The following is a 17,373-nucleotide window of genomic DNA, read 5'->3' on the forward strand; positions in this document are numbered from 1 at the left end:
AATTCTTACAACAAATCGACGACAGGCACTTTCCAATGACTCTTCGTATCGCAATCAATGGTTTTGGCCGTATCGGCCGCAATGTCCTGCGCGCACTGTATACCCAAGGCTACCGCCAGGATTTGCAGATCGTCGCCATCAATGATCTGGGCGACAGTTCGATCAATGCCCACTTGCTCAAATTCGATACCGTACACGGTACTTTCGATGCAGAGGTCGCCCACGATCAGGAAAGCCTGACCGTCAACGGTGACCGGATCGCCGTCAGTGCCATTCGCAACCCGGCCGAGCTGCCGTGGGCCGCGCTGAATATCGACGTGGTGTTCGAATGCACCGGTCTGTTCACCGACCGCGCCAAAGCCGCCGCCCATATCAGCGCCGGCGCGCGCAAGGTGATCATCTCCGCCCCGGCCAAGGGCGCGGACGCCACCGTGGTCTACGGCGTGAACCATGACATTCTGCGCCAATCCCACCAGATCATCTCCAACGCTTCGTGCACCACCAACTGCCTGGCGCCGGTGGCCCAGGTGCTGCACCGTGAGCTGGGCATCGAAAGCGGCCTGATGACCACGATCCACGCCTACACCAACGACCAGAACCTGACCGACGTTTACCACACCGACCCATACCGCGCGCGTTCGGCCACCCAGAACATGATCCCAAGCAAGACCGGCGCTGCCGAAGCGGTCGGCCTGGTGCTGCCGGAACTGGCGGGCAAACTGACCGGCATGGCCGTGCGCGTGCCGGTGATCAACGTGTCCCTGGTGGACCTCACCGTGCAACTGAAGCAAGAAGCCACGGCAGAGCAAGTCAACGCGCTGCTCAAGGACGCCAGCCAGCACTCCAAGATCCTCGGCTACAACACCCTGCCGCTGGTTTCCAGTGACTTCAACCACAACCCGCTGTCGTCGATCTTTGACGCCAATCACACCAAGGTCAGCGGTAAATTGCTGAAAGTGCTCGCCTGGTATGACAACGAGTGGGGCTTCTCCAACCGTATGCTGGATAACTGCCTGGCACTCTGCAACGCCGAGTAATGGGGGTTGTGCGGGAGGGGGCAAGCCTCCTCCCGCATTGGCTTTGTATTGAGCAACAGAGGAATAGCCACTTGCCATTTGCGTTGATGATAAGCATTATCATTAACTGCCTATCGGTCTGGTGTCACTGTGAGCCAATCTCGCTTCAACCACGTCTTCCTCACTCAACGGGCGATTCTGCTGCGCACCCTGCAACGCATGGTGCATAACCACAGCACCGCCGAAGACTTGCTGCAGGAAACCTACCTGCGCGTGACCCGGGCCCTGAACGAGCGGCCGATCGATCACCTCGAACCTTTCGTCTATCAAACAGCGCGCAATCTGGCGTTGGATCATCTACGCGCGCGCAAAATCCAGGCCCGCACCCTACAAGAAGACGTACCGCTGCAGATTCTGCAAAGCGTCGTCGCCCCCACCACCACCCCCGAGGACGCGACCCAGGCCGAGCAACTGCTGGAGCACCTGAGCGTCAGCCTGGGCCAATTGAGCGCGCGTCAGCAGCAGATTTTCATCCTCAGTCGCCTGCACGGTTGCAGCTATCAGGAGATTGCCGACCAGTTGGGTGTGTCCTTGAGCACGGTGCAGAAGGAACTGAAATTGATCATGGCCATCTGCGTAGGTGTGGCCGAACGGCTGGATCAGTCTTAAGCTGCATCCCACAGAAGTGTCGACGCAGGCCGTAGGAAAATTGAATAAAAACGTGGCGAAGACCCGAGGAACCCCGTGACCGACCCGAATAACCCGCGCCCCGAAGCGCTGGCGCATGAGGTGCTGCAAGACCCGGCGATGGACCATGCCCTCGATTGGCTGATCGCCCTGCAGTGCCCGCAGCCCGGCCAGCAGGCTGAGTTCCAAGCCTGGCTGGCCCGCGATCCGGCCCATGCTCACGCCTTCGATAAAGCCCAAGCCGCCTGGGGCGGCGCGCCGGTACACAGCGCCGCCGTGGCCCTGGCCGCGCCGCGCAAACCGAGCGCCTGGCGCCGTATCCAACCGCACTGGAAACCCCTGGCTACCGCCGCCGTGCTGGTGATCGGGCTGTTCAGCTTCAGCAGTCTGCCGATGCGCCTGCAAGCCGACCACCTCACCGTGGTCGGTGAACGGCAGCGCCTGCAACTGGACGAAGGCGCCAACGTGTTGCTCAACACCAACTCGGCGTTTTCCAGCCGCGTTCAGAACCACCAGCGCATCGCCCGCCTCTATCAGGGCGAAGCGTTTTTCGACGTGGCGGCCACCCATGGCCTGCCCCTGGAAATCGATGCCGGCCCGGTGCGCGCCAGCGTAAGTGACACCGCGTTCGCCGTTCGCTACCTCAATGGCGAGGCACAAGTGCAGGTGCAACGCGGCGATGTGGACCTGAGCAACACCTTCGACGACGCCCGGGTGCGCCTGAGCGCCGGGGAAAGTATCCGCATCGGCCCCAAGGGCTTCGGCCAGCCGGCCAAGCTGGATGCCAACAAAGACCTGGCCTGGGTGCGGGGCCGGCTGATTTTCGAAAACTGCCCATTGAGCGAGGTGCTTGCTGAACTAAGTCGCTACTACCCCGGCTGGATCGTCAACACCAACGAGCAACTCGCCAGTGTGGCCGTCACCGGTAATTACCGCCTCGACCAACCTCTGGATGTAGTGCGCTCACTGGCCCACATCACTTCAGCCACGCTCTCGGAATACCCCGCCTTGGTGATATTGAACTAAATGAGAATTATTTTTACTCGATAGCCGGCGGTGGTACGTCTCGTCTTAGCCAATGCAACTAATTCCTATTTGGAAAGGTTTGCAACTATAAGATTCGTACCCCGGAGCGCTCTCGATGTCCTCTCGTTTCAACCGCCGGTCTTCTTCGCCCGTTCTGTCCTTGCTCACCGCCGCCATCCTGTTGGCCGGCATACCCGCCGTCAGCGCCACGGCCGCCGAACCGGCGCCGCGCAGCCACGGCAATTATCAATTCAGCATCGAACAACAGCCGCTGGTCTCGGCCCTCAATGCCTTTACCGCGGTGACTGGCTGGCAAGTGGGCCTGCCGGCGGAACTCGGCCAGGGCGTGTCCTCTCCGGGCGTGCGCGGCCCATTGCCGCCGGAAAAAGCCTTGGATCGGCTGTTGGTGGGGACCAACCTGAGCTATCGCAAACTGGGCAATAACAACATTGTTCTAGAGAGACGCGCCGCCGGCAGCACCCTCAACCTGCAACAGGTGACCATCAGCGCCACCCGCAACGCCCAGGACGTCGACAGCGTACCGAGCACCGTCAGCGTGCACGAGCGCGAGGAACTCGACCGCCAGAACGTCAACACCATTCGCGACCTGGCCCGCTATGAACCAGGGGTTTCGGTGGGCGGCGCCGGCACCCGTTCGGGCAATGCCGGTTTCAACATCCGCGGCATCGACGGCGACCGCATCCTCACCCAGGTGGACGGCGTGGAAGTGCCGGACAACTTCTTCAACGGCCCCTACGCCAAGACGCGCCGCAACTACGTCGATCCGGAAATCGTCAAGCGCGTGGAAATCCTGCGCGGCCCGGCCTCCGCCCTGTACGGCAGCAGCGCCATCGGCGGTGCCGTGAGTTACTTCACCCTCGACCCGGACGACATCATCAAGCCCGGCCAGGATGTCGGTGCGCGCCTGAAGACCGGCTACAGCTCCGCCGACGAGAGCTGGCTGACCTCCGGCACCTTCGCCGGCCGCGTGGGCGACGTCGACGGTTTGCTGCACCTGAGCCAGCGCAACGGCCATGAAACCGAATCCTACAACGGCAACAACGCCACCGGCCTGGCCCGCACCGGCGCCAACCCGGAAGACGCACGCACCACCAACGTACTGGCCAAGCTCGGTTGGAACTACGGCGAGGACAACCGCCTGGGCCTGACCTACGAAAAGTACAAGGATGACCGCGACGTCAACTTGAAGAACGCCGTGGGTGGTCCGTTCATCGGTGGCCGAGGGTTCAACCTCTACCGTGATCGTCGAGGCAACGACACCATCACCCGCGAGCGTTTCGGCCTGGAAAACAGCTTCGCGCTTGAGTCGCCGATTGCCGATCGCATCAAGACCAGCCTCAATTACCAGATCGCCAAGACCGACCAGACCACTGCCGAGATCTATCAGTCAGGCCGTCGCGTCCTGCGCACGCGCGACACCCTGTACCAGGAAAAACAGTGGGTTTTCGATGCGCAGTTGGACAAAGCATTCAGCCTGGGTGCCACCGATCACCAAGTGACCTACGGCACCACCCTCAAGCAGCAGAAGGTCACCGGCTCGCGGGAGGGCAGCGCGACGTGCCTGGCCGTCGGCAGCGGTTGCACCGCCATCGGCGCGCCCAGCCCGATGGCCAGTGACAGCGTGAAGAAGTCCAGCGACTTTCCCGACCCGACCATCAATACCTACTCGCTGTTCGCCCAGGACCAGATCGCCTGGGACAAATGGACCTTCCTGCCGGCCGTGCGCTACGACTACACCCGGCTCAAGCCCAAGTTGACCCAAGAGTTCCTCAACACCGTCAACCCGACCGGCGCGGACCCGGTGAGTGACAAGGAAAAAACCTGGCACCGTATAACGCCCAAGTTTGGCCTGACGTACGCCCTGACCGATCAATACACCTGGTTCGGCCAATACGCCGAAGGTTTCCGTACACCGTCAGCCAAGGCCCTGTACGGGCGCTTTGAAAACCTCAACCTGGGCTACACGGTCGAACCGAACCCCGACCTCAAGCCAGAAACCAGCAAAGGCGTCGAAACCGGGATTCGTGGCAAGTTCAACGAGGGCTCTTTTGAAATCGCGTTGTTTTACAACAAATACCGCGACTTTATCGACGAAGACAATGCCGTCGTCGGGGGCACGGTTGAACAGTTCCAGGCGGTCAATATCAAGCGCGCCACCATCAAGGGTGCGGAAGCCAAAGGTCGCCTGAACCTGGATGCCTTCGGCGCCCCGCAAGGCCTCTATACCCAGGGTGCGGTTTCCTATGCCTACGGCCGCAACGACGATAACGGCGAGCCGCTGAACAGCGTCAACCCGCTTAAGGGCGTATTGGGCCTGGGCTATGACCAGGACAACTACGGTGGCCTGTTGAGCTGGACCCTGGTGAAAAAACAGAACCGCGTTGACAGCAGTACCTTCCACGCGCCGGACGGCGATACCAGCGGCCCGTTCAAAACCCCAGGATTCGGCGTGGTCGACCTGACGGCCTTCTACAAAGTGACTGACGACGTGACCATCAACGGCGGCGTCTACAACCTCACCGACAAGAAATACTGGAACTGGGATGACGTGCGCAGCTACGACAGCGTCGGCGAAGCGGCTGTGACCGGTCCGGCCAACCTCGACCGCCTGACCCAGCCCGGCCGCAACTTTGCCGTCAATGTGATCTGGGATATCTGACCGCATCGACCTCACTTCGCCGAAATGTCAGCGGCGAGGTGAGGATTTTTTACTGTGCTGCGTCTTCTTGTTCGTCTAGTTGATAACCACTCTCTTTAAGAACAACCCGGCGCCCCCCCATCAAGGACTTTCTTATGACCGCTTCCCCTACCGCAGAACGCCCGAGCCTGCGCTCCCAGCGCCTGAACCAGATCACCCACGCCCCGCACGCCAAGCTCGACGCGCTGGTCAAGGCCCACGCCCCATTCGAGACCCAGGCCAACTTCGCGCGGTTCGTGGTGGCGCAATACCTGTTCCAATCGGAACTGGTGGCGCTGTACACCGATCCCGAGCTGATCAAGCTGGTACCGGACCTGGCCGAACGCTGCCGCGCCGAAGCCGCCAGGCTGGACCTGGCCGACCTGGAGACCGACGTGCCAGCCCCGGCCCCGGGCGCACTGAAAAACCCAAGCAAGGCCGAAGCCCTGGGCTGGTTGTTTGTGTCCGAAGGTTCCAAGCTGGGCGCTGCGTTCCTGATCAAGCGCGCCGTGGGCCTGGGCCTGAGCGACACCTTTGGCGCACGCCATTTGGGTGAGCCGGCCGGCGGACGCGCCGAAGGCTGGAAAAGCTTCACCCGCACCCTGGATGCACTGCAATTGAGCGCCGAAGAAGAAGCGGCAGCGGAAAAAGGCGCGATTGACGCGTTTGTACGCTTCACCGTTTTGCTGGAACAGGCGTACGCTAGCGCCCCAGAACTGGCCTGATCTCGCTTTTGAAATGCAATCGACTGTGGGAGGGGGCTTGCCCCCGATGACGGCGGGTCAGTTTCCTATTTGTTGGCTGATGCACGGCAATCGAGGCCAAGCCCCCTCCCACCTTTGTCTTTGTTTTTTCCCGAATCTGCATATCCCATGACCCGCCAGACCCAATCCACCTCGAAAATCGCCCAGCTCCTCTTCGGCCTGCTGGCTTATGTGAGCCTGGGCATCGGCTTGATTGCGATTGTGGTGCCGGGGTTGCCCACCACCGAATTCATCCTGCTGGCCGCCTGGGCCGCGACCAAAAGCTCACCGCGCCTGAGCGCGTGGCTGGAGAACCACCGCCTGTTCGGACCTATCCTGTTCAACTGGCGCAACGGCAAGATCATCGCCCGTCGCGCCAAAATCAGCGCCACCGTGAGCATGTTGCTGTGCGCGATCCTGATGCTGGTGATGCTCGACCATGGCTGGCCGGTGTACCTGGCAATCGTCGGCATGAGCCTGGGCAACCTGTGGATCTGGTCGCGCCCCGAAAGGCTGCCAGCCCCCGCGTAACAAAGGCTGTAGTTGTTTTCCTACCGCTTATCGCCTTCTGCTCATGAATCGATCCGTTGCGCCGATGTTGCAGACATAGCGCTGAATGGACTTGGCCGTGCCTTGCCCACCACTACGTCCATTCGTGAGTGAACCTATGTTCGACACCCTCTCTATCCGCTTGAAAATCGTGCTGCTGTCCGGGCTTTGCCTGTTAGGGGTGATTGCGCTGGTGGTCAGCATCAACATTTACAACACCAACCAGAATGATCAACTGGTCAGTGACTCAAGCTCACGCATGCTCACTGACGGCGTGGAACAGTTGCTGCAGGCCAAGGCGGCCGAACAGGCGGTGCAGTTGCAGGAAACATTCGGCGACAGCCTGCTGGCGCTGACCGCACTGGCCGACCAGATCAAGGACCTGCGCATCATGGCCAACAAACGTGGCCTGGAAGCCGGTGCGCTGCGCGAGGACCTCAATCAGAGCATGAAAACCACGTTCGATCGCAACAGCAAAGTATTGGGTTTCTGGCTGTCGTTCGAACCCAACGCTCTGGACGGCAAGGACAGCGAATTCCTTGATGACAAGGCCCGCGCTTCCAATGAGAAAGGGCGCTTCTCCAGTTATTGGAGCCGTGCCGGCGGCGAAAGCTTGAACACCATCATGGTTGAAGAGGACCTGAACAAGACCACCGTCACCCTCAACGGTACGCCCTACAACATCTGGTACACGTGCCCACGCGACACCCGCAATACCTGCCTGCTGGAACCCTATGAAGATACGGTAGGTGGCAAAAAGGTACTGATGACCACCATCGCATCGCCGTTGATTGTAGAGGGCAAGCTTATCGGCGTCGTCGGCGTGGACATTGCGCTGACCGCCTTGCAGGAAACCACCGACGTCGCACAAAAAGACCTGTTCAACGGGGCTGCGCACCTGGAGATACTCTCCAGCAGCGGTCTGATTGCGGCCTACAGCGGCGAACCGGCCAGGGTCGGCAAGAATTTGATCGACACCCTGGGTGAAGAAGGCAAGGAGATCGTGCAGTTGCTGGCAAGTGACAGCCGCATGATCCGCGAACAGGGCGACACCATCCGCGCGGTGTACCCGGTCAAACCACTCGCCGATGCCAAGCCTTGGGGCGTGGTGATCAAACTGCCCAAAAGCGTGATGCTGGCCGATAACGTCAAGCTCCAAGCGGTACTCGACGAAGCCCAGGCCAGCGGCACAATCAAGGCGCTGCTGGTAGGGGCCGCTGCCGGCCTGCTGGGCCTGCTGCTGATCTGGCTCACCGCCACCGGCGTGACCCGTCCGATCAACAGCGTGGCGGCCATGCTCAAGAATATCGCCAGCGGTGAAGGCGACCTTACGCAGCGTCTGGCCTACGCCAAGAAGGACGAACTAGGCGAGTTGGTGAACTGGTTCAACCGCTTCCTCGACAAGCTGCAGCCGACCATTGCACAGATCAAGCAAAGCATCACCGAAGCCCGGGGCACAGCGGATCAATCGTCGGCCATTGCTCGCCAGACCAGTGAAGGCATGCAAGTGCAGTTCCGCGAAATCGACCAGGTGGCCACCGCCTCCAACGAGATGAGTGCCACGGCCCACGACGTCGCCAACAGCGCCTCCAACGCCGCCAGTGCGGCGCGCGGCGCCGACCAGTCGGCCCGTGAAGGCATGCAGATTATCGAGAAGAGCACCCGCGACATCACCACCTTGGCCGACGAAGTCAGCAAGGCGGTGGGTGAAGTCGAAGCGCTGGCGGTCAACAGCGAGCAGATCGGCTCAGTGCTGGAGGTGATCCGCAGCATCGCCGAGCAGACCAACCTGCTGGCGCTCAACGCGGCGATCGAAGCAGCGCGCGCCGGGGAAAGCGGACGCGGATTCGCGGTGGTGGCCGACGAAGTACGCAACCTGGCCAAACGCACTCAGGATTCGGTGGAGGAAATCCGCCAGGTAATCGAACGCATCCAGAGCGGCACCCGTGGCGTGGTGGCGACCATGCATTCCAGCCAAAGCCAAGCCCAGAGCAATGCCGGACAGATCCATCAGGCCGTGCAGGCTCTTGGCAAGATCAGCGACGCAGTTACGGTGATCAGCGACATGAACCTGCAAATCGCCAGCGCCGCCGAGCAGCAGAGCGCGGTGGCCGAAGAGGTCAACCGCAATGTCTCGGCGATCCGCACCGTGACCGAAACCCTTACCGGCCAGGCCACCGAATCGGCGGCCATCAGCAGCCAGCTCAATGCGTTGGCCAGCCAGCAGATGAAACTCATGGATCAGTTCAAGGTTTAACAAACACCACGGGGCCAATGTGGGAGGGGGCTTGCCCCCGATTGCAGTGTGTCAGTCAACTCATCTGTAGCTGACACATCGCTATCGGGGGCAAGCCCCCCCTCCCACATTGTCAAAGACCGGGCCAAGCCTGCACAAACGCCGCCACATCTTCCTTCGGTGCCGTACGCGGCGGGTTCTGCGGTGTGCCCAAATAGAGGAAGCCAATCACTTCCTCATTCGCCGCCAGCCCCAAGCCCTTGGCGACGTGGGCCGAGTAGGACAATTCACCAGTGCGCCACACCGCACCGATTCCCTGGGCATAAGCCGCCAGCAGAATGCCGTGGGCGGCGCAGGCGGCTGCCAGCAGTTGTTCGGATTTTGGCACCTTGAAATGCTCCTGCAGACGCGCGATCACCACCACCACCAGCGGCGCCCGCAACGGACCATTCTGGGCCTTGTCGATGGCGGCCTGCGGGGCTTGGGGGTCTTGCAGGCGCGCGGCTTCGGCCAGCAGCGTGCCCATTTGCTCACGCGCCGCGCCTTCAACGGTGAGGAAGCGCCACGGACGCAGTTGACCGTGGTCCGGCGCGCGCATGGCGGCGGCGAAGAGCACCTCGCGCTGCGCCGGGGTCGGTGCCGGCTCCAGCAAACGCGGCACGGAAACACGGTTGAGCAAAGCGTCGAGAGCCTGCATTGGCCACCTCCAGAAAAAAATGTGCGGTCATTCTAGCGGGAATGAACCGTGAGTCCATCAAACGATAATTGCTCTTATTCAATCCGCCCCGCCCTGTTAGACTTTGCGCCCACCTTTTTCGCATTCGTTCAGGAAACTCGATGTTCCGTTCGCTTTTTCGTCTGTCTGTCGCATGTATGGCCCTGGGCCTGACTGCGTGCGACAACGCCCCGCGCTTTACCCAGGCCGAGCCCGGTGAAGCGCGCGCCGGCGGTGCGACGACTGTAAACAAAGGCGACCAGAACGCGTTTTCCCTGCCCTCGGCCAACCTGTCACCCACGCGCCGCCTGGACTTCAGCGTCGGCAACAGTTTTTTCCGCAGCCCCTGGGTGATTGCACCGTCCACCACCACCGCCCGTGATGGCCTGGGCCCGCTGTTCAACACCAATGCCTGCCAGAACTGCCATATCAAGGACGGTCGCGGGCACCCGCCGCTGGCCGATGCGCCCAACGCAGTGTCCATGCTGGTGCGCCTGTCGATACCGGATGCACCGCCCTACGCCAAGCTGATCGAACAACTCGGCGTGGTGCCGGAGCCGGTGTACGGCGGGCAATTGCAGGACATGGCCGTACCGGGCGTGGTGCCGGAAGGCAAGGTGCGGGTCGACTACACCCCGGTCAAGGTGACATTCAAAGACGGCACCGTGGTCGAGCTGCGCAAGCCGAACCTGCAAATCACCCAACTGGGCTACGGCCCGATGCACCCCGACACGCGTTTCTCCGCCCGCATTGCGCCACCGATGATCGGCCTGGGCCTGCTCGAAGCCATCAGCGACGCGGATATCCTGCGCAACACCGACCCGAAAACCGCCGACAAAGACGCCATTGTCGGTCGGCCGAATTGGGTCTGGGACGACGCCCAGCAGAAAACCGTGCTGGGCCGGTTTGGCTGGAAAGCCGGGCAACCCACGCTCAATCAACAAAATGTTCACGCGTTCTCTGGTGATATGGGCCTCACCACAACCCTGAGACCTTTCGATGACTGCACCGACGCCCAAGTCGCCTGCAAACAGGCGCCCAACGGGAATGGCCCCGACGGCGAGCCGGAAGTCAGCGATAACATTCTGCGCCTGGTGCTGTTCTACACTCGCAACCTGGCCGTGCCGGTGCGCCGCGATGTCGACGCACCGCAGGTGCTGGCCGGGAAAAACCTGTTCTATCAGGCCGGTTGCCAGGGTTGTCACAAGCCGACGTTCACCACCGCCGCCGACGCCGCCGAGCCTGAATTGGCCAATCAAGCCATCCGTCCATACAGCGATTTGTTGTTGCACGACATGGGCGAAGGCCTTGCCGACAACCGCAGCGAATTCAAGGCCGGTGGCCGTGACTGGCGCACGCCGCCGTTGTGGGGCATCGGTTTGACGCAAACCGTGAGTGGTCATACCCAGTTTCTGCATGACGGCCGCGCCCGCAACCTGCTCGAAGCCGTGCTCTGGCATGGCGGCGAGGCCCAGGCGGCGCAGCAGCATGTGCTGTCTTTCAATGCCGAGCAGCGCGCTGCGTTGCTGGCGTTTCTGAACTCTTTATAAGCTTCGCCCCAATTACAGAAGGGAGCTCGACATGTTCCGTCCCAAGTTGTTGTTCACCAGCCTGGCCGCCCTCGCCCTTGGCGCCTGTTCGCCCCAGGACCCGCAAGCCGTGACCTCGGCGGCCATCGCCAAGCAAGTGATCCTGCCTACCTACAGCCGCTGGGTCGACGCCGATCGCCAATTGGCGGTCAGCGCGCTGGCCTACTGCCAAGGCAAGGAAAGCCTGGACACCGCCCGCGCCGATTTCCTGCACGCACAAAAAGCCTGGGCCGAGCTGCAACCGCTGCTGATCGGCCCGTTGGCCGAAGGCAACCGCGCGTGGCAAGTGCAGTTCTGGCCGGACAAAAAGAACTTGGTGGGTCGCCAGGTCGAGCAACTGGTGGAAGCCCAGCCGCAGATCGACGGCGCCGCCCTGGCCAAGGCCAGCGTGGTTGTGCAAGGCCTGTCGGCCTACGAATACATCCTCTACGACGCCAAGACCGACCTCGCCGACAGCGCCCAGAAAGCCCGCTATTGCCCGCTGCTAATGGCCATCGGTGAGCGCCAGAAAGCCCTGGCTGAAGAGATCCTGGCCAGTTGGAACAGCACCGACGGTATGCTCGCGCAGATGAGCAAATTTCCGAACCAGCGTTATGCCGATTCCCACGAAGCGATCGCCGATCTGCTGCGTGTGCAAGTGACCGCGCTGGACACCCTGAAGAAAAAACTCGGCACGCCCATGGGCCGCCAGACCAAAGGCATCCCGCAACCGTTCCAGGCCGATGCCTGGCGTAGCCAGTCGTCGCTGCAAAGCCTGGAGGCCAGCCTCGCCGCCGCCCAGACCGTGTGGGTCGGCGTCGACAATAAAGGCTTGCGTGGCTTGCTGCCGTCGGATCAGAAAGCCTTGGCCGACAAGATCGACGCCGCCTATGCAGCGTCCCTGAAACTGTTCGCCAGCAACCAGCGCAGCCTCAACGAACTGTTGAACGACGACGCCGGGCGTCAGCAACTCAACGACCTCTACGACAGCCTCAACGTGGTGCATCGCCTGCATGAAGGTGAGCTGGCCAAGGCGCTGGGGATCCAACTGGGCTTTAACGCCAACGACGGTGACTGATGATGCTCAGGCGACAGGCTTTGGCGATTGGCAGCGTGCTGCTCAGCGCGATCACTCTGGGCGGCTGGACGCTGTTCAAGCACAAGGACAACGGACCGTTGCTGCTGTCGGCGCGGGATGATGGGGACGGCAAGCACTACGCCGTGGGCTATCGCCTGGACGGCACGCGGGTGTTCGCCACCCAGGTCGGCCAGCGCTGCCACGACATCATCAACCACCCGACGCTGCCGATTGCGCTGTTTGTGGCCCGTCGTCCGGGCACCGAGAGCTACCTGATCGACCTGCGCGATGGCGCGCTGCTGCAAACCATCTCCTCAAACGTCAATCGCCACTTCTATGGCCACGCGGTCATCCACAAGAGTGGCGAGTGGCTGTACGCCACCGAAAACGATACCTCCGACCCCGGCCGCGGCCTGCTCGGTGTGTACAAGTTCGAGGGTGAGCGCCTGGTGCATAGCGGCGAGCTGTCCACCCATGGCATCGGCCCGCACCAAGTGTCGTGGATGCCCGACGGCGAAACCCTGGTGGTGGCCAATGGCGGCATCCGCACCGAAGCGGAAAGCCGCGTGGAGATGAACCTCAACGCCATGGAGCCGAGCCTGGTGCTGATGCGTCGCGACGGCGCGCTGATCAGCAAGGAAACCCTAAACCAGCAGATGAACAGCGTACGTCACATGGGTATTGCCAGCGATGGCACGATCCTTACCGGCCAACAGTTTATGGGCCCTTCCCAGGAGCGCTCCGAACTGTTGGCCATCAAGCGTCCCGGCCAACCGTTCGTGGCATTTCCGGTGGCCGATGCGCAGTTGCAAGCCATGGGGCATTACACCGCCAGCGTAGCCGTGCACAGCGAACTGCGCTTGGTCGCCTTGACGGCCCCGCGCGGCAATCGCTTCTTTATCTGGGACATGGACAGCGGTGAGCTGCGCCTGGACGGCCCACTGCCCGACTGCGCGGGCGTGGGAGCGGTGGCGGATGGGTTTGTGGTCACCTCGGGCCAGGGCCGTTGCCGCTTCTACGATTGCCGACAGAAACAGTTGGTCGCTAAACCGTTGGAATTGCCGGCCGGGCTTTGGGATAACCATCTGCATCTGGCATAAACGCCCGCTGACAGACTGAAAAATCCGCAAAAAAAAGGGCCTCGCATCGCAAGGCCCTGTTCGGGAGGTTTAAAGGTTTCAACTTTGCGGCCTCATCCCTTGAGACATTCCGAACATGAACAGCAAAAGTTCATGATCGGGCTTGGCCGCGGTGCTCGCCTTGGCGACACGCGGCAACAGGCATTGCGCGCCGCCCTGCGACGCGCTGAGTACCTGGGTACGAGGCTGCTCCCAGGCGGCCAGCGCCAAGGCTGCTACGCCTAACGCTCCCACCAAAAAAAAACCTCGTGCTATTTCTAGCTTCATCTGGTTAAACCCTTGATAGCGCTGCCAAACGCCGTCTCGTAAAAGTAGCTGAGTTTTTCCCAGTCAGCGCTGCTCCACGACGAATGGCGCCGCAGTTGCAGCATGTCGTGGGAAGCCGCCCGATAAGCGGTAAGGCGCTGGCGACATTTTTCAAAATCCAGCAACGCCACTTCGACGGTGGCCGAGTCACCCTCGCCCGTCACGCGCGCAAAAATATGCTTGATGTACAGACAGCCGTGCTGCCAGCGCCCCTTGTGCATACGTGCCAGGGTGGTCGCCACTTCCTTGAGCAGACGCTCATGCACCTGTTCACCGTACTGCTCACGGCCGCCGGCGGCGTACCATTTTTCGATCTCGTCGAAACCATCCAAAGAAGCCGTCACCAATATGGCTTTCCACTGGTGTTCAGGATCACGACGCGCTTCGCAGAACACCATTTCCGGCACTCGCACATCCAGCAGGCGAAGCCCCTTGAGCGCATCACGCTCGCGCAGCACCGTAGGACGCCCGAACGGGTGCAGCCAACTGCGGTAAATATGCCCGGTCTGCCGCTTGCAATAGAGCAAACGCCCGCTGGCGCTCATGACCCGCTGTACACCGCTTTCGCCGCCGCGCCGACGATTGGGCTCTTCCACCCATTCGCCCTGCTGACGCCAGAAATAGTCGAATCGTTCTTCTGGAGCTACGTGACTGCCTGCTACGCACTCAACTGCCATCCTGTTACCTCTTGCGTAATACATATACTCGCCACATGGCGTAGAGCGGTATGAAGTCCAGAGCGTCCTGAACACGAAAACCCGCCTGCTCGAATTCTGCTTCTACAGTAGCAGCCGGTAACACAAACCTGTTTTGGTAACCGTCCTGCTCACCTTTCCTACGACGTCGATCTTCGGTGCGCTTACGTTTCCACGCTTTGAAATTGCCATCGACCCACAGCGAAATAATCACGCTGTCACGGGTAACTCGCTGAAACTCGCGCAATATCGCCAGACGATGGGCCGGATCACCAATATGGTGCAGCAGGCGCATACAGAAAATGCTGTCGACCGCGTTATCTGGCAAATCAATATCAAAGGCAGAGGTGTGCAAAGGACGTACCCGTTTCACCACCTCTGCCGGCTGCGCCTGGGTGGCCACCTTCAGCATCGACGCGGAATTATCGGCACCGATAATCACGCGGTTGGGCTTTTCCGCCAGCAGCGGCCAGAAACGACCGGCGCCACACGGCAAGTCCAACACCAGTCCAGGCTCACCGGCCATGGCCAGCGCACCACGGGCCAATTGCTCGTCGCGTTTGTGGGACAACCGGCGAGCCAGATTGTCCTGATGCTTGAGCAAATATTTCTCTGCGTGCTGATCGTCGTACTTTTCGGAAAATTCGAGCTTGATCGGGGTAGGCATCAACAGGTCTCCAATGACTGATGCCTACAAACTATTCAGCGCCGCGTGATCAATAGGTCAACTCGTTGTGAAAAACTTGTCCTGTCCAATCTCATACATTTCAAGACTTTACAAAGACAAATAGTATCAACGGGCCATATTCGCCGAATTACGGCGACCATTGGCAGGATAACGGCAGGCGGTGGAGTCAGGGTTTGACCTGACTCAACTCGACATGAAAGCGGCAACCATTAGGCTCCATGGTGCTGAGGCTAACGCTCCAGCCCTGGTTCTCGCAGATGCGCTGTACCAGCGACAGGCCCAGCCCCAGGCCCTCGCCGCGTTTCTCACTACCGCGTACGAACGGCTCGAACATGGCTTCGCGTTTTTCTTCGGGAATGCCGACGCCGCTGTCTTCCACGACAAAACCGGTCGGTTCCAGAGTCAGGCGAATAAAGCCCTGCTCGGTGTAGTGCAACGCATTACGCAGCAGGTTGCCCATTACCGCGTGCAGGAAGGTGGTGTTATAGCGCGTGTCCAGAGGGTTGCCCTGTTGATAGATCAGTTGCAGGCCCTTCTGCTCGATAGGCTCACGCCAGATTCCCAACAGGTCCTCCGCCACTTGAGTGAGGCTGACCTGGGGCGACATCACCGCATCGTTGTGCTGGGCCCGCGCCAGCATCAGGAAGGTTTGCACCAGCTCGCGCATTTCTTCGCAAGCCCTGGCAATGCGTAGCACCTGGTTACGCCCGCGCTGGTCGATGGCCGGGTTTTCCAGCAGCAGTTCGCAAGAACTGGCCAGCACCATCAACGGCGTGCGCAGTTCGTGACTCACATCGCTGGTAAACAATTGCTCGCGGGACAATGCCTGGCGCAGACGGCCCAATGTGGCATCGAACGCCACCGCCAATTCGCCCACTTCATCGGCCGCGTAGTCCGGCGCCAAAGGCGGCGCCAAGCCCAGCAACTGGTCACGATGGCGCACCTGGCGGGCCAGACGCACCACCGGGGCCATCACTTTGCGCGCCAGCACCCAACCGAGGAACACGGCCAGGGCCAGACTGAGCACGAAGCCCACCAGCACCACGGCGAACAGCACGCGCTCACGCTCTTCGAAGTCACTCTGATCCTGCAGCAGCACGTAGCGCCGCCCGTCTATGACCTCGACCATGGCGTGGTATGACAGCGACTCACGGAATACCTCGTGAAAGCCAGGCTCCAGGTGACGCAGATCTTTGGGTAATTCGAAATCGCCACGGCCGCCGCTGAAATAGAACAGCTGATCCGGCTCAGGTCGATGGCTCCAGTCTTCGACGCTGTCCATCAGCAGCAAGCGTTGCAAATCGCCGCCGAGGCCCGCCGAAATCAGCTTCTCTTCCACCAGGTGCACCGTTGCCACGATGCCCATGGCGAAAGCCCCCGCCACCAGCGCGCTCATCAAGGCAAAGGCAATGATGATCCGCTGGGCAAGGCTCTGCTTAAACTCCATCTCGACCCTCGGCCAGGCGATACCCCACACCGTGCACCGTATGCAGCAGCGGTTTGGCAAAAGGTTTGTCGATCACTTGGCGCAATTGGTGGACATGGCTGCGCAGGCTGTCGCTGTCCGGGCAGTCATCGCCCCACAACGCCTCTTCGAGAATTTCTCGGCGCAGCACATGGGGGCTTTTTTGCATCAGCACCGCCAGCAGCTTCAGGCCGACCGGGTTGAGTTTGAGCAGGCGCCCTTCACGGGTCACTTCCAAGGTGTCGAGGTCGTAGCTCAGATCGCCCACTTGCAACGCCCGGCGCCCGCCGCCCTGGGCACGACGCAGCACCGCTTCGATGCGCGCGGCGAGTTCCGATAGGGCGAAGGGTTTGAGCAGGTAATCATCGGCGCCGGACTTGAAGCCTTGCAGCCGATCGTCCAATTGGTCGCGTGCGGTGAGCATGATCACCGGCGTATCGCGCCGCGCATCTTCGCGCAGGCGTTTGCACAAGGTGTAGCCATCGATGCCAGGCAGCATGATGTCGAGCACGATCAGATCGTAGTGTTCGGTTGCGGCCAGATGCAGGCCCGACAGACCGTCCTGCGCACAGTCGACGGTGTAGCCCTTCAGCCCCAAGTAATCGGCCAGGTTGGCCAGAATATCGCGGTTGTCTTCAACCAATAGAATTCGCATGGGCAGTGTCTCCGTACGCGGTAACGGCCGTGTTGGCTCGCGCAGCTTAAGGCCAAGTGGGGCTCAGGGATAGACCTGAAAGGCCCGTGGATCAAGGTTTTCAATCAAA

The 17,373-nt window shown here is 61.1% G+C and carries 15 protein-coding genes and 2 pseudogenes; 11 read left to right on the forward strand and 6 right to left on the reverse strand.

Features of this window, described 5'->3' with window-relative positions; translation table 11 throughout:
• The first annotated feature begins 35 nt into the window (after positions 1-35).
• From gap to ACFZPT_RS12440, 8 genes and pseudogenes are all read left to right on the forward strand, one after another.
• Positions 36-1,037: a type I glyceraldehyde-3-phosphate dehydrogenase gene (gene gap, locus ACFZPT_RS12405; protein WP_034114997.1), complete on the forward strand. Its 1,002-nt coding sequence runs from the start codon at positions 36-38 to the stop codon at positions 1,035-1,037.
• A gap of 129 nt (positions 1,038-1,166) precedes the next feature.
• Positions 1,167-1,685 carry an RNA polymerase sigma factor gene (locus ACFZPT_RS12410; protein WP_034114998.1) on the forward strand — a complete coding sequence of 173 codons (519 nt, stop codon included), beginning with the start codon at positions 1,167-1,169 and terminating at the stop codon, positions 1,683-1,685.
• Positions 1,686-1,760: 75 nt separating this feature from the next.
• Positions 1,761-2,729, forward strand: coding sequence for a FecR domain-containing protein (locus ACFZPT_RS12415; protein WP_034114999.1), 969 nt, complete (start codon positions 1,761-1,763; stop codon positions 2,727-2,729).
• 115 nt (positions 2,730-2,844) lie between these two features.
• On the forward strand, positions 2,845-5,409 hold the full coding sequence (locus ACFZPT_RS12420) for a TonB-dependent receptor (protein WP_034115000.1): 2,565 nt from the start codon (positions 2,845-2,847) through the stop codon (positions 5,407-5,409).
• Positions 5,410-5,543: 134 nt separating this feature from the next.
• Entirely contained in the window at positions 5,544-6,152 is a 609-nt protein-coding gene (locus tag ACFZPT_RS12425; protein WP_034115001.1) for a biliverdin-producing heme oxygenase, read from the forward strand.
• 147 nt (positions 6,153-6,299) lie between these two features.
• Entirely contained in the window at positions 6,300-6,701 is a 402-nt protein-coding gene (locus tag ACFZPT_RS12430) for a YbaN family protein (protein ID WP_034100274.1), read from the forward strand.
• 466 nt (positions 6,702-7,167) lie between these two features.
• A pseudogene (locus ACFZPT_RS12435) lies at positions 7,168-8,070 on the forward strand (chemotaxis protein); the annotation flags it as partial.
• A 384-nt stretch (positions 8,071-8,454) separates the two neighbouring features.
• Positions 8,455-8,976, forward strand: a pseudogene (locus tag ACFZPT_RS12440) (methyl-accepting chemotaxis protein); the annotation flags it as partial.
• A gap of 112 nt (positions 8,977-9,088) precedes the next feature.
• On the opposite strand, the gene ACFZPT_RS12445 reads toward ACFZPT_RS12440, so the two are convergent.
• Entirely contained in the window at positions 9,089-9,652 is a 564-nt protein-coding gene (locus ACFZPT_RS12445) for a nitroreductase family protein (protein ID WP_034115003.1), read from the reverse strand.
• A 140-nt stretch (positions 9,653-9,792) separates the two neighbouring features.
• Here ACFZPT_RS12445 and ACFZPT_RS12450 point away from each other — a divergent pair, with 140 nt between their 5' ends.
• The 3 genes from ACFZPT_RS12450 to ACFZPT_RS12460 are packed head-to-tail and all read left to right on the forward strand — an operon-like array spanning position 9,793 to position 13,416.
• Entirely contained in the window at positions 9,793-11,220 is a 1,428-nt protein-coding gene (locus ACFZPT_RS12450) for a di-heme oxidoredictase family protein (protein WP_034115004.1), read from the forward strand.
• A gap of 31 nt (positions 11,221-11,251) precedes the next feature.
• Positions 11,252-12,316 carry an imelysin family protein gene (locus ACFZPT_RS12455; protein ID WP_034100282.1) on the forward strand — a complete coding sequence of 355 codons (1,065 nt, stop codon included), beginning with the start codon at positions 11,252-11,254 and terminating at the stop codon, positions 12,314-12,316.
• Positions 12,317-12,318: 2 nt separating this feature from the next.
• Positions 12,319-13,416, forward strand: coding sequence for a DUF1513 domain-containing protein (locus ACFZPT_RS12460; protein WP_034115087.1), 1,098 nt, complete (start codon positions 12,319-12,321; stop codon positions 13,414-13,416).
• 78 nt (positions 13,417-13,494) lie between these two features.
• Here ACFZPT_RS12460 and ACFZPT_RS12465 read toward each other — a convergent pair whose 3' ends face one another.
• The 5 genes from ACFZPT_RS12465 to colR form a co-directional block, all read right to left on the reverse strand.
• Entirely contained in the window at positions 13,495-13,722 is a 228-nt protein-coding gene (locus ACFZPT_RS12465) for a hypothetical protein (RefSeq protein WP_034100283.1), read from the reverse strand.
• The gene (locus ACFZPT_RS12470) at positions 13,719-14,438 is read right to left on the reverse strand and encodes a lipopolysaccharide kinase InaA family protein (protein WP_034100285.1); all 720 of its coding nucleotides are present in this window, start codon (positions 14,436-14,438) and stop codon (positions 13,719-13,721) included. The genes ACFZPT_RS12465 and ACFZPT_RS12470 overlap by 4 nt, the downstream gene beginning before the upstream one ends.
• Positions 14,439-14,442: 4 nt before the next feature.
• Positions 14,443-15,123, reverse strand: a complete 681-nt coding sequence (locus ACFZPT_RS12475) for a class I SAM-dependent methyltransferase (RefSeq protein ID WP_034100287.1) — start codon at positions 15,121-15,123, stop codon at positions 14,443-14,445.
• 187 nt (positions 15,124-15,310) lie between these two features.
• Positions 15,311-16,591, reverse strand: a complete 1,281-nt coding sequence (locus ACFZPT_RS12480) for a HAMP domain-containing sensor histidine kinase (RefSeq protein WP_034100289.1) — start codon at positions 16,589-16,591, stop codon at positions 15,311-15,313.
• The gene (gene colR, locus ACFZPT_RS12485; protein ID WP_034100290.1) at positions 16,581-17,264 is read right to left on the reverse strand and encodes a two-component system response regulator ColR; all 684 of its coding nucleotides are present in this window, start codon (positions 17,262-17,264) and stop codon (positions 16,581-16,583) included. The genes ACFZPT_RS12480 and colR overlap by 11 nt, the downstream gene beginning before the upstream one ends.
• Positions 17,265-17,373 lie beyond the last annotated feature (109 nt).

It is taken from the genome of Pseudomonas sp. MD330_10 (assembly GCF_042610415.1).
In the GTDB taxonomy this organism is placed as follows: domain Bacteria; phylum Pseudomonadota; class Gammaproteobacteria; order Pseudomonadales; family Pseudomonadaceae; genus Aquipseudomonas; species Aquipseudomonas rhodesiae.

Excerpts from the sequence above, each read along its gene's own strand:
- gap (WP_034114997.1), top strand. The coding sequence starts at position 36 with ATGACTCTTCGTATCGCAATCAATGGTTTTGGCCGTATCGGCCGCAAT.
- ACFZPT_RS12420 (WP_034115000.1), top strand. The coding sequence starts at position 2,845 with ATGTCCTCTCGTTTCAACCGCCGGTCTTCTTCGCCCGTTCTGTCCTTG.
- ACFZPT_RS12425 (WP_034115001.1), top strand. The coding sequence starts at position 5,544 with ATGACCGCTTCCCCTACCGCAGAACGCCCGAGCCTGCGCTCCCAGCGC.
- ACFZPT_RS12430 (WP_034100274.1), top strand. The coding sequence starts at position 6,300 with ATGACCCGCCAGACCCAATCCACCTCGAAAATCGCCCAGCTCCTCTTC.
- ACFZPT_RS12445 (WP_034115003.1), bottom strand. The coding sequence starts at position 9,652 with ATGCAGGCTCTCGACGCTTTGCTCAACCGTGTTTCCGTGCCGCGTTTG.
- ACFZPT_RS12450 (WP_034115004.1), top strand. The coding sequence starts at position 9,793 with ATGTTCCGTTCGCTTTTTCGTCTGTCTGTCGCATGTATGGCCCTGGGC.
- ACFZPT_RS12455 (WP_034100282.1), top strand. The coding sequence starts at position 11,252 with ATGTTCCGTCCCAAGTTGTTGTTCACCAGCCTGGCCGCCCTCGCCCTT.
- ACFZPT_RS12460 (WP_034115087.1), top strand. The coding sequence starts at position 12,319 with ATGCTCAGGCGACAGGCTTTGGCGATTGGCAGCGTGCTGCTCAGCGCG.
- ACFZPT_RS12465 (WP_034100283.1), bottom strand. The coding sequence starts at position 13,722 with ATGAAGCTAGAAATAGCACGAGGTTTTTTTTTGGTGGGAGCGTTAGGC.
- ACFZPT_RS12470 (WP_034100285.1), bottom strand. The coding sequence starts at position 14,438 with ATGGCAGTTGAGTGCGTAGCAGGCAGTCACGTAGCTCCAGAAGAACGA.
- ACFZPT_RS12475 (WP_034100287.1), bottom strand. The coding sequence starts at position 15,123 with ATGCCTACCCCGATCAAGCTCGAATTTTCCGAAAAGTACGACGATCAG.
- ACFZPT_RS12480 (WP_034100289.1), bottom strand. The coding sequence starts at position 16,591 with ATGGAGTTTAAGCAGAGCCTTGCCCAGCGGATCATCATTGCCTTTGCC.
- colR (WP_034100290.1), bottom strand. The coding sequence starts at position 17,264 with ATGCGAATTCTATTGGTTGAAGACAACCGCGATATTCTGGCCAACCTG.